At 68.5% G+C, this 11,458-nt stretch carries 13 protein-coding genes; 9 read left to right on the top strand and 4 right to left on the bottom strand.

Going from position 1 to position 11,458, the window contains the following annotated elements; genetic code table 11:
* Positions 1–43: 43 nt before the first annotated feature.
* The 7 genes from ACFXGJ_RS21785 (at position 44) to recX (ending at position 5,349) form a co-directional block, all read left to right on the top strand.
* Positions 44–460: a hypothetical protein gene (locus ACFXGJ_RS21785; protein WP_378624642.1), complete on the top strand. Its 417-nt coding sequence runs from the start codon at positions 44–46 to the stop codon at positions 458–460.
* Between the two features lie 90 nt (positions 461–550).
* Entirely contained in the window at positions 551–1,069 is a 519-nt protein-coding gene (locus tag ACFXGJ_RS21780; RefSeq protein WP_378624639.1) for a DinB family protein, read from the top strand.
* Positions 1,070–1,141: 72 nt separating this feature from the next.
* Positions 1,142–2,125: an LLM class F420-dependent oxidoreductase gene (locus ACFXGJ_RS21775; protein ID WP_378624634.1), complete on the top strand. Its 984-nt coding sequence runs from the start codon at positions 1,142–1,144 to the stop codon at positions 2,123–2,125.
* A gap of 26 nt (positions 2,126–2,151) precedes the next feature.
* Positions 2,152–3,300: a glycosyltransferase gene (locus ACFXGJ_RS21770; RefSeq protein ID WP_378624630.1), complete on the top strand. Its 1,149-nt coding sequence runs from the start codon at positions 2,152–2,154 to the stop codon at positions 3,298–3,300.
* Positions 3,301–3,322: 22 nt separating this feature from the next.
* Positions 3,323–3,517 (top strand): DUF3046 domain-containing protein, encoded by a 195-nt coding sequence (locus tag ACFXGJ_RS21765; protein ID WP_378624628.1) that lies wholly within the window; start codon positions 3,323–3,325, stop codon positions 3,515–3,517.
* A 211-nt stretch (positions 3,518–3,728) separates the two neighbouring features.
* Positions 3,729–4,766, top strand: coding sequence for a recombinase RecA (gene recA, locus ACFXGJ_RS21760; RefSeq protein WP_378624625.1), 1,038 nt, complete (start codon positions 3,729–3,731; stop codon positions 4,764–4,766).
* A gap of 4 nt (positions 4,767–4,770) precedes the next feature.
* Positions 4,771–5,349, top strand: a complete 579-nt coding sequence (gene recX / locus ACFXGJ_RS21755; protein ID WP_378624622.1) for a recombination regulator RecX — start codon at positions 4,771–4,773, stop codon at positions 5,347–5,349.
* Between the two features lie 84 nt (positions 5,350–5,433).
* Here the strand turns inward: recX and ACFXGJ_RS21750 are convergent, their stop codons facing one another.
* Genes ACFXGJ_RS21750 through ACFXGJ_RS21735 form a run of 4 tightly spaced genes read right to left on the bottom strand, consistent with a single transcriptional unit; the run spans position 5,434 to position 8,634 of the window.
* The gene (locus ACFXGJ_RS21750; protein ID WP_378624619.1) at positions 5,434–6,351 is read right to left on the bottom strand and encodes an amino acid ABC transporter permease; all 918 of its coding nucleotides are present in this window, start codon (positions 6,349–6,351) and stop codon (positions 5,434–5,436) included.
* The gene (locus ACFXGJ_RS21745) at positions 6,348–7,034 is read right to left on the bottom strand and encodes an amino acid ABC transporter permease (protein ID WP_378624617.1); all 687 of its coding nucleotides are present in this window, start codon (positions 7,032–7,034) and stop codon (positions 6,348–6,350) included. The genes ACFXGJ_RS21750 and ACFXGJ_RS21745 overlap by 4 nt, the downstream gene beginning before the upstream one ends.
* A 24-nt stretch (positions 7,035–7,058) precedes the next feature.
* Complete coding sequence (locus tag ACFXGJ_RS21740) at positions 7,059–7,889, bottom strand: glutamate ABC transporter substrate-binding protein (RefSeq protein WP_378624615.1); 831 nt, start codon at positions 7,887–7,889, stop codon at positions 7,059–7,061.
* A gap of 16 nt (positions 7,890–7,905) precedes the next feature.
* Positions 7,906–8,634 (bottom strand): amino acid ABC transporter ATP-binding protein, encoded by a 729-nt coding sequence (locus tag ACFXGJ_RS21735; RefSeq protein ID WP_378624645.1) that lies wholly within the window; start codon positions 8,632–8,634, stop codon positions 7,906–7,908.
* A gap of 357 nt (positions 8,635–8,991) precedes the next feature.
* On the opposite strand from ACFXGJ_RS21735, the gene ctaD reads away from it, so the two are divergent.
* Together ctaD and ACFXGJ_RS21725 are read left to right on the top strand one after the other, a co-directional pair.
* On the top strand, positions 8,992–10,734 hold the full coding sequence (ctaD, locus tag ACFXGJ_RS21730) for a cytochrome c oxidase subunit I (RefSeq protein WP_378624613.1): 1,743 nt from the start codon (positions 8,992–8,994) through the stop codon (positions 10,732–10,734).
* Positions 10,735–10,840: 106 nt separating this feature from the next.
* Positions 10,841–11,278 (top strand): group III truncated hemoglobin, encoded by a 438-nt coding sequence (locus ACFXGJ_RS21725; RefSeq protein WP_378624611.1) that lies wholly within the window; start codon positions 10,841–10,843, stop codon positions 11,276–11,278.
* Positions 11,279–11,458 lie beyond the last annotated feature (180 nt).

The following is an 11,458-nucleotide window of genomic DNA, read 5'->3' as shown; positions in this document are numbered from 1 at the left end:
ATCCTGACATGGATGTCAGGATAGCCCTGACGAAGGAGGGGTGATGGACGACCTGGTCGAGATGGCATTGACCGCGGACATTGCGCACCGCGTGCCCGCGGTGACGGTGGTCGCGATGGCCGAGGTGGGCAGGCAGGCGGACGAGATCGTCGGCGTCGGCCCGTTGCCGGGCACGCCGGAGTGGGAGGCCGAGGCCGGTACCGACCTGCCGGCGCGGCGACAGCTCGCCTGGCAGCTCGCCTGCCTGCGCCTCGAACTCGGGGCGGGCCTGGACGGTGTCGAGACGGTGATCGTTCTGCGTGGATCGGGCGTGACGTGGGCGGTGATCGGCCGCGCGGCGGGGGTGACGCGGCAGTCCGCGCACGAGCGGTGGGGTGCCCGGGTGGCGGCGGTGCTCGACCGCTACGGCACCGGCATGCCCGAGTCCGTCGCCGACGACGACCCGGTCGCCGCGGATTGACCGCGATTCCGGAACAATTGAGGACCGTTTCTGACCGCTATTGCTCGTAGCGTGATCCCTGCCGACATCGAACGAAGGGACCCCACAGTCATGGTCGCCACACAGCAGTCCGACATTCTCGACCTCCTCGCCGAGCAGCGCAGCACGTTCCTGATCACCTACCGCGGTCTCGACGAGGCCGGCGCGCGGACCCGGTCCACGGCCAGCGAACTGACGCTGATCACCCTGCTCAAGCACGTAACCGGCACCGAGCGGGGCTGGGTTCGCACCATGGTCGAGCGCGACGAGGACGCCGAGTTCGACATGGCCGAGGGGACGCGGTCCTGGACGGTCGGACCCGACGAGACGCTCGAGGCCCTGCTCGCCGACTACGAGGCCGCGGCCAGGGAGACCGAGGCCGCCGTCCGGGAACTCGACCTCGACGTCCCTGTGCCCCTGCCGACCGCGCCGTGGTCGCCCGAACGCCAGTGGTGGAGTGGTCGCAAGATCCTGATGCACATCCTCCGCGAGACCGCGCAGCACGCCGGGCACGCGGACATCGTCCGGGAATGCCTCGACGGCGCGAACACCACGATGACGATGGGTGCCGACGCCGGCATGGAGTTCTGACCGGGCCGGGCATACCTCGCATACCTCGCGGGCGACGACGGGTCCGGCCGATCCGGAGTAGCGTTGGGCGACATGGCCATTCGACTTGGTTACCAGATGCCCAACTTCAGCTACGGGACGCCGGTGCGGGAGCTGTTCCCGACCGTCGTCGCCCAGGCGCGCGAGGCCGAGGCGGCCGGATTCGACACCGCCTTCGTGATGGATCACTTCTACCAACTGCCCGGCATCGGTGAACCCGACGAGCCGATGCTCGAGGCGTACACGGCCCTCTCCGGACTCGCGATGGCCACCACCGGGATCCAGCTGTCCGCGCTGGTCACCGGCAACACCTACCGCAACCCGCCGATGCTGGCGAAGACCGTCACCACCCTGGACGTGGTCAGCGGCGGGCGCGCGGTGCTCGGCATCGGGGCCGGCTGGTTCGAGCTCGAGCACAACCAGTTCGGCTACGAGTTCGGCACCTTCACCGAGCGGTTCGAGCGGCTCGGTGAGGCGCTCGAGATCATCGTCCCGATGCTGCGCGGACAACGGCCGACCGTCGAGGGCAAGTGGTACCGGACCGAGACGGCGATCAACGAGCCCCGCATCCGCGACGACCTGCCGGTCCTGCTCGGCGGGGGCGGCGAGAAGAAGACGTTCGGCTACGCGGCCCGCTACGCCGACCACCTGAACATCATCTGCAACGCCGCCGAACTGCCCCGCAAGCTCGACGCCCTCGCGCAGCGCTGCGCGGAGGCCGGCCGCGACCGCGACACCCTCGAGACGAGTTTCCTTGCGTTCGTGATGATCGACGAGGACGGCGATCGCGCCCGTCAGCTGCAGCGCGAGTTCCTGCTCTCGCGTGGCGTCGACCTGTCGCTGCTCTCCGACGCCGATCGCGCGGCCGCGACCGACCGTCAGTTCGTCGGCAGTCCCGACGAGGTGGCCGAGCAGATCCAGACCCGAGTCCTCGACCACGGCGTCGACGGGATCGTGGTGAACCTGGTCGCCAACGGTCATCAGCCCGGCATCGTCGAACTGGCGGGGGCCGCGCTGCGCCCGCTCGTGGCGGGCTGAAGCGGGGCCTGTGGCACCCTGATCGGATGCGAGTCGCCGTCGTCGCCGGACCCGATCCCGGCCATGCCATCCCCGCCATCGCGTTGTGCCTGAAACTGGCTGCCGCGGGCGAAGATCCGGTGCTGTTCACCGGTGACCGCTGGCTCGGGCCCGCCCGGGCGGCCGGTCTCACCGCACGCAAGCTCAAGGGGTTGGCGCCGCGACCGGAGGACGACGATCTCGACGCGGGCCAGCGGATCCACTCGCGGGCCGCGCACATCTCCACCGAGCTGCTGCCGGACCTGAGCGCGATGCTGCCCGACCTGGTGGTCTCCGACATCCTCACCGCGGGTGGCGGGATGGCGGCCGAGCGGCTCGACGTGCCGTGGGTCGAGCTGTCCCCGCACCCGCTCTACGCCGCGTCGAAGGGCCTGCCGCCGATCGGCAGCGGTCTCGCGCCGGGGGAGGGCGTGCGTGGTCGGGCCCGGGACGCGATGATGCGGGCGGCGACCGGTCGTTCGATCAAGCAGGGCCTGCGACAGCGCTCCGCGGCCCGGGTCACCGTGGGGCTGCCCGCCGAGGACCCGGGGCCGGTCGCGCGGCTGATCGCGACGCTGCCCGCGCTCGAGGTGCCGCGGCCGGACTGGCCGGAGAACGCGCACGTGGTGGGCCCGCTGCTGTGGGAGCCGACGGCCGAACTGCTCGACCCGCCGCCCGGCGACGATCCGCTGGTGATGATCGCCCCGTCGACCGCGTTCACCGGCGCCGAGGGGATGCTCGAGACCGCGCTGACGGCACTGGACGGTGCCGGGGTGCGGGTGGTCGCCTCGATGCTCGACACCCCGCCCGCCGACCTGCCGTCCTGGGCGCGGGCCGGCCTCGGTCGCCAGGATGCCCTGCTCGCGAACGCCTCGGCGGTGGTCTGCGGCGGCGGCCACGGCATGCTGGCCAAGACGCTGCTCGCGGGCCTGCCCGCGGCGGTCGTGCCCGGTGGCGGCGACCAGTGGGAACTGGCGAACCGGGCGGCGCGGCAGGGGAGCGCGGTGGTGGTCCGGCCCCTCGGCGCCGATGCCCTGCGGGAGGCGGTGCTGCGAGTGCTCGACGATCCGGCGTTCGGAGCGGCCGCCGCGCGGGCCGCGGAGTCGATCGCCGAGGTGGCCGATCCGGTGGCGGTGTGCAGGGCGGCGGTCGGTTGAGCGGTCGCGATACCGTGGCGTTGTGCGACTGACCGAGTTCAACGAATTGGTGCACGGCGAGTTCGGCCGGCTCTACGGAGAATCGCTGCTGGTGGACCACGTCCTGCTGAGCATGGGCGGAATGACGGCCGCGCAGGCGATCGAGGCGGGCCGAGACCCCCGTGAGGTCTGGCGTGCCCTGTGTTCCGAGTTCGACGTGCCGCGTAGCCGCTGGTGAGGGCTCGCGCTGTGCCGCGACTCGCCGGGGCGGACAGTTGACTCGAACAGGTGTTCCCCTATGCTTGATGTGTTCGTCAGGCCGTGTCGGCGAAGTTTGTCGGTACCCCGCTCTACGGTGACGGCATCGCAGAACAGTTTCACCCGGACGCTGCCGAGACCTAGATTCTCGAGACCGAAGTTTCGACGAGTCGCTGACTAAGGAGAACCCGATGGCACCACAGGCACACGACCGCGACAAGGCGCTCGAGCTCGCACTGGCGCAGATCGACAAGAACTTCGGCAAGGGTTCGGTGATGCGCCTCGGGGACGAGTCGCGTCAGCCCATCGCGGTGATCCCGACCGGGTCGATCGCGCTGGACGTGGCCCTTGGCATCGGTGGTCTGCCGCGCGGTCGCGTCATCGAGATCTACGGTCCGGAGTCTTCCGGTAAGACCACGGTGGCTCTGCACGCGGTCGCCAACGCGCAGGCCAACGGAGGCATCGCGGCGTTCATCGACGCCGAGCACGCGCTCGACCCGGACTACGCCAAGAAGCTCGGCGTGGACACCGACGCGCTGCTGGTCTCCCAGCCGGACACCGGTGAGCAGGCGCTCGAGATCGCGGACATGCTCATCCGTTCGGGCGCGCTCGACATCCTGGTCGTCGACTCGGTGGCCGCGCTGGTGCCCCGCGCCGAGATCGAGGGCGAGATGGGCGACAGTCACGTCGGCCTGCAGGCCCGCCTGATGAGTCAGGCGCTCCGCAAGATCACGGGAGCGATGAGCAACTCCGGAACCACCGTCATCTTCATCAACCAGTTGCGCGAGAAGATCGGCGTGATGTTCGGCTCGCCCGAGACCACCACCGGCGGTAAGGCGCTCAAGTTCTACGCGTCGGTTCGGATGGACATCCGGCGAATCGAGACTTTGAAGGACGGCTCGGATGCGGTCGGTAACCGCACCCGCATCAAGGTGGTCAAGAACAAGATGGCGCCGCCGTTCAAGCAGGCCGAGTTCGACATCCTCTACGGTCACGGAATCAGCAAGGAAGGCTCGCTGATCGACATGGGTGTCGAGCACGGCTTCATCCGCAAGTCGGGTTCCTGGTTCACCTACGAGGGCGACCAGCTGGGGCAGGGCAAGGAGAACGCCCGCAAGTTCCTCCTGGAGAACACCGACATTCGCGACGAGATCGAGAAGAAGATCAAGGAGAAGCTCGGCATCGGCGCCGACGTGACGGCCGAGGACGCGGCCCCGGCCGACTTCTAGACCCGTGGCGTCTCGATCCGCTGCGCGGCCCGACGGCGCGGAGCCCCGGACCCCCGCCGCTCAGGAGGTGCAGGCCAAGGACCTGTGCCTGCGCCTCCTGACGGACCGGGCGCGCAGCCGCGCGGAACTGTCGAAGAAGCTCGCGGACAAGGGATACGACGAGGACGTCAGCGAGCGGGTGCTCGACCGCCTGACCGAGGTCGGCCTGATCGACGACGCGTCCTTCGCCGCGCAATGGGTGCACTCGCGGCACACGTTCTCCGGCAAGGGGAAGCGTGCGCTGGCGATGGAGCTGCGCACCAAGGGCGTGGCACCGGAGGTCGCCGCGCTCGCATTGGACCAGATCGACGGCGACGACGAGCGTGACCGCGCCACCGAACTGGTGCAACGCAAGCTCCGCACCCTGTCGCTCGAGTTCGAGGCGGACGGTGCGGGCGGGCGCAGCAGCGAACGCGACCGCGTCGTGCGCCGGCTGGTGTCGATGCTCGCCCGCCGCGGCTACTCGCAGGGCATGGCCTTCGACGTGGTGAAAACCGCACTCGCACAGGCGGGTACGGACACCGACGGACTTCCGGCCGACTGACCCCCGCCCACCGCGACCGACCCCGCCGGGACGCCATCCGGGCGGGGTCGGTCGGTTGTGGTGGGGGACTGCGGCGCCCGGCGGTCAGGCGGTCCGCTTGTCGGTGAAGTCCATGATGTCGTCGATGCCGGGCGCGCCCTCGATGACGTCGGTGTCCAGCGGAGCGACCGGCGGCCGGCCACCCCGGTGGCGGGTACGCAGCCGCTTCTCGAGCCAGGTCGCGAAACTCGACAGCGTGAAGTTGATGACGATCATGATCACGCCGACCACGACCAACGCCGCGAAGAAGTTGCGGTAGTACGAGGCCGCCTGCTGCCCGCTGCGGATGAGTTCGACGTAGCCGATCTGGTAACCGAGCGCCGAGTCCTTCAACGCGACCACCATCTGCGAGACCAGCGCCGGCAGCATCGAGGTGATCGCCTGCGGCAGCAGGACGATCCGCATCGTCTGTCCCTTTCGCAGGCCGAGGGCGACGGCGCCCTCCGTCTGCCCCTTCGGCAGCGACAGGATGCCCGCTCGGAGGATCTCCGCGATGACCGACCCGTTGTACAGGGTCAACCCGACGACCACCGCCGCGAGCGCGAGCTGGCTGGACGGGAAGATGCCGTACTGCGCGAACGCCTGGTACGCGAAGATCATCAGGATCAGCACCGGGATAGCCCGGAAGAACTCGACGACCGCCCCGCTCACCGCGCGCACCCAGCGGTGGTCGGAGAGCCTGCCGGTGCCGAGTACCGCGCCGAGGATCAGGGCGAACACGATCGACAACCCCGCCGCGATCAGCGTCCCCTTCAGGCCCGGCAGCAGATAGGTGGTCCAGGTGAAGCGGTCCAGGAACGGCGACCACTTGTCCGCCTCGAACTGCCCGTTCTGGGCCAGCACCCGGATCACGTACAGCGCGACCGCGATCAGGACGACCCCGAACACGATCGCGGTGAGCCGGTTCCGGATCCGGGCGCGCGGGCCCGGAATGTCGTACAGGACGCTCGCCTGCGCGCTCATCGCTTCACCGCCATCCGCTTGCCGAGGTAACCGAACAGGAACCCGACCGGCAGGGTCAACACCATGAAGCCGATGGCGAAGATGGCGAACACCACGAACAACTGATCCGCTTCGTTCTCGATCATCGTCTTCATCAACAGCGAGGCCTCGGCGACGCCGATGACCGACGCGATGGTGGTGTTCTTGGTCAGCGCGATCAGCACGCTGCCTAGCGGCGCGATGACGGCGCGAAATGCCTGCGGCAGCACGACCAGTCGGATGCCCTGGCTGAACGTCAGGCCCAGCGACCGCGATGCCTCCGCCTGTCCGACGGGCACGGTGTTGATGCCCGACCGCAGCGACTCACAGACGAACGCCGAGGTGTACACGATGAACGCGAGCACGGCGAGGCGGAAGTTGTTGTGGTCGATGAACGCCGGGTCGCCCGCAGGGGCGAACGCGACGCCGAGGTTCTGGTACAGCCCGACCGACGCGAAGATCACGATCAGGGTGAGCGGGGTGTTGCGGACGATGTTGACGTACGCGGTCGCGAATCCGCGCAGGATCGGCACGGGGGAGACCCGCATCGCCGCGAGCAGGGTTCCCCAGACGAGCGAGCCGATCGCGGCCCAGAACGTGAGCTGGATCGTGGTCCAGAAGGCACTGACCAACTGGTGGCCGTACGTGTCGAGCAGGTGTCCCATGTTCACCTCCCTTGGATGCGGTGGTCAGTAGCGGTCGACGGTCGGCGGCGGTGGCAGAGGGTAGCCGGACTGGCCCATGGTCTTCTCGAGCGCCGCCTGCCAGGCGCCGGAGTCGATCATCTGGGTGATCGCGTCGTTGATCTTCATCCGGGCTTCGGTCTCGCCCTTGGGAAGCCCGACACCGTAGAGTTCGGTGGTGAACGGCTTGCCGGCGAGCTTGAACTCGCCGGGGTACTGGGCCGCGTAGCCGGCGAGGATGATGTCGTCGGTGGTGAGCGCGTCGACCTTGCCGCGGTGCAGGGCCTCGACGCAGGAGGAGTAGCTGTCGAACTGCTGCAGCTGCACGCCCGGGTACGACTTCTTGATCTTCTGCGCCGGGGTGGAGCCGGCCACCGAGCAGAGCTTCTTGCCCCCCTCGAGCGACTCGGCGCCGGTGATCGAGTCGTCGTCGGCGCGGACCAGCAGCGACTGGCCGGCCACGTAGTACGGGCCGGCGAAGTCGATGACCTTCTTGCGGTTGTCGGTGATGGAGTAGGTGCCGACGACGTAGTCGACCTCACCGTTCTTGATCAGCGTCTCGCGTTGCGAGGACGGTGCCTCGCGCCAGGTGATGCCGCTCTCGGGGACGCCCAGGTAGTTCGCGATGTACTTGGCGACCTCGATGTCGAACCCGGTCATGGTCTTGTCCGGCTCGCGCAGCGCCAGTCCGGGCTGGTCGAACTTGGTGCCGATGGTCAGGTGGCCGCCGGCGGCGTCGGCGAGCACGTCGCGCGGTTCGCTGCTGCCGCACGCGGACAGCGTCAGCACGGCTGCGAGGAGCGCCGCCACTCCCGGAATTGTCTTTCGAAGTCTCACCGGATTGCCCTGTCGTTCAGTGCCCGAGGATCTTGCTGAGGAAGTCCTTGGCGCGGTCGGTCTTCGGCGCGGTGAAGAAGGCGTCCGGGGTGGTGTCCTCCACGATGGCCCCGTCGGCCATGAAGATCACGCGGTCGGCGGCCTTGCGGGCGAAGCCCATCTCGTGGGTGACCACCAGCATCGTCATGCCCTCCTTGGCGAGGGTGGTCATCACGTCGAGCACCTCGCTGACCATCTCCGGGTCGAGCGCCGAGGTGGGTTCGTCGAACAGCATCACCTTGGGGTTCATCGCGAGCGCCCGGGCGATCGCCACGCGCTGCTGCTGACCGCCGGACAGTTGCGCCGGGTACTTGTCGGCCTGGTTGGCGATGCCGACGCGCTCGAGCAGTTCGAGCGCCCGTGTCTTCGCCTCGGCCTTGCTCGTCTTGCGCACCTTCACGGGGGCGAGCATGACGTTCTCGAGAATCGTCTTGTGCGCGAACAGGTTGAAGGACTGGAAGACCATCCCGACGTCGGCGCGCAGCGCGGCGAGCGCCTTGCCCTCGGCGGGCAGCGCCTTGCCGTCGACCATGATGGTGCCCGAGTCGACCGGTTCGAGGCGATTGATCGTGCGGCACAGGGTGGACTTGCCGGAACCGGACGGTCCGAGCACGATCACGACCTGACCGGTCGGTACCTCGAGTTCGATGTCCCGCAGCACGTGCAGATCGCCGTAGTGCTTCTGCACCGCGCTCATCGAGATCATGGTGGGGGAGGCGGCGGTCGATGTGCCGGCTCCCGGTTCACCCGCGTTCGTCATAGTTGTCGACCCTATGTCGTGAGTGCTGCGAACTGCGCGCTTTGGGCGGCCGCCGCGCCCTGTAATGGAATCTTTACTGACGCGGGGCCGGTGGACGTCACGGCCGTACTTCCGCAAGGGGAGGGCGTCGGCCCCGGGCGTGGTGATCGTGGCCCGTGACGGTGCTGATCGGTGTTTACTTGGGAGCGAGTGCGAATCGGTCAACCGAGGGGGCACCATGCCGCATCCGGTCGCGAAGTTCGTCAGTTGTCGTCGGTCGACACCGCCGCCGGCCGGTCGGCCGGGTCCGCGGGGGCGTGCGCTATGACGGCGGTGCGACCGAACCCGGATCTCGGTGTCCGCCCCACTCGGCCGTATCCCGCGCGGCTGGGACCCAAGGGCACGGCCCTCTACAAGATGGTGACCACCACCGACCCCAAGGTGCTGGGGATCTTGTACCTGGTCACGTCGATTGCGTTCTTCCTCGGTGGCGGCCTCATGGCGCTGCTGATGCGCGCCGAACTCGCGCTTCCCGGCATGCAGTTCCTGTCGAACGAGCAGTTCAACCAGCTGTTCACCATGCACGGAACGGTGATGCTGCTGCTCTACGCGACACCGATCGTGTTCGGCTTCGCGAATTACATCCTGCCGCTGCAGATCGGCGCTCCCGACGTCGCGTTCCCGCGGCTGAACGCGCTGAGCTACTGGCTGTACCTCTTCGGCGCGCTGGTCGCCATGTCCGGATTCCTCACCCCCGGCGGCGCGGCCGACTTCGGCTGGACCGCCTACAGCCCGCTCACGGACGCGGTGCACTCGCCCGGCGTCGGCGCGGACCTGTGGATCATGGGTCTGGCGGTCGCGGGCGTCGGCACCATCCTCGGTGGCGTCAACATGATCACCACGGTGATCTGCCTGCGCGCGCCCGGCATGACGATGTTCCGGATGCCGATCTTCACCTGGAACATCTTCATCACGATGATCATGGTGCTGCTCGCGTTTCCGATCCTCACCGCGGCGCTGCTCGGGGTGTTCGTGGACCGGCACCTCGGTGCTCACCTCTTCGACCCGGCCAACGGCGGCAACCTGTTGTGGCAGCACCTGTTCTGGTTCTTCGGCCACCCCGAGGTGTACATCGTCGCGCTGCCGTTCTTCGGCATCATCACCGAGGTCATTCCGGTGTTCTCGCGCAAGCCGTTGTTCGGGTACACGGGCATGGTGTTCGCGACGATGTCCATCGCGGCGCTGTCGATCGCGGTGTGGGCGCACCACATGTACGCCACCGGCGCGGTGCTGCTGCCGTTCTTCTCCTTCATGACGTTCCTCATCGCGGTCCCGACCGGCGTGAAGTTCTTCAACTGGATCGGCACCATGTGGAAGGGCCAGGTGACCTTCGAGTCGCCGATGCTGTTCTCGGTCGGCTTCATCGTCACGTTCCTGTTCGGGGGCCTTTCCGGCGTGCTGCTGGCCAGCCCGCCGATCGACTTCCACGTCACCGACACCTACTTCGTCGTCGCGCACTTCCACTACGTGCTCTTCGGCACCATTGTGTTCGCCACCTACGCCGGCATCTACTTCTGGTTCCCGAAGATGACCGGGCGCCTGATGGACGAGAAGCTCGGCAAGTGGCACTTCTGGACCACCTTCATCGGTTTCCACACCACGTTCCTGGTCCAGCACTGGCTGGGTGCCGAGGGCATGCCCCGCCGCTACGCCGACTACCTGCCCTCGGACGGGTTCACCACCCTCAACACGATCTCCACGATCGGTGCCTTCATCCTCGGCGGGTCGACGCTGCCGTTCATCTGGAACGTCTTCAAGAGCTACCGCTACGGCGAGGTCGTCACCGTCGACGACCCGTGGGGCTACGGCAACTCGCTCGAGTGGGCCACCACCTGCCCACCGCCGCGGCACAACTTCACCGAGCTGCCCCGGATCCGGTCCGAGCGCCCGGCGTTCGAGTTGCACTACCCGCACATGGTCGAGAGGATGCGCGCCGAGGCGCACGTCGGGACGCGCGCTCACCGGTCGGACACGCTCGCGGAGTCGGGTGCCGGCGCACGGGAGTGAGAGTCCGCACACTCGGACGTGACGCGCGGGTCGGACCGCGAGAATGGCGACTGCCGTTTCTGCCCAGCCCGGCTGCCCGCCGGCCCCGTCCGAGGAGGTCCGCGCCATGCCGGCGGACATTGCGACCCGTGCCGACATCGAGGCGCTGCTGCGCCGGTTCTACGGCCGCGCCCTGGTCGACGAGCTGCTGGCCGAGCCGTTCACCGAGGTGCGCGAGCAGGGGCTGGACGCGCACCTGCCGGTGATGTGCGACTTCTGGGAGACGATCCTGTTCGGGGCCGGGACCTACCGCGGCAGCGCGATGCGCGTGCACCTGCGCGTGCAGGAACAGCACCCGTTGCACGCCGAGCACTTCGAGCGCTGGCTGGCGTTGTGGCACGGCGCCGTCGGCGAGATGTTCGCCGGACCGACAGCCGACCGCGCCCGGCTGCAGGGGGAACGGATCGCGTCGTCGATGCACCGACGGTTGGCCGGCCTGCCGAGTGTGGCGGCGGAGGCCCTGCGGACCGGGGCGGCGGGAACGCAGCTCACCTCGTCACCGTGAAGCGCCGAATGCAGCGACCGCCGGTGGGCGGTCGCTGCATTCGGCGCAGTGACTCGATTCGTCGCGTCGAGGCCTAGATCATCGCGCGGTGGATGCCCTGCGGCTCACCACCGAGCTGCGTCAGTGCCGACGAGTGGAAGATCGAGCCGGGCACGTGAATGGCATGGACGATGCCGGCGT

The organism is Rhodococcus sp. NPDC059234, from assembly GCF_042754225.1.
In the GTDB taxonomy this organism is placed as follows: Bacteria; Actinomycetota; Actinomycetes; order Mycobacteriales; family Mycobacteriaceae; genus Rhodococcus_G.
The sequence above is the reverse complement of the archived record's forward strand: the minus strand, read 5'-3'. Positions and strand labels throughout refer to the sequence as shown.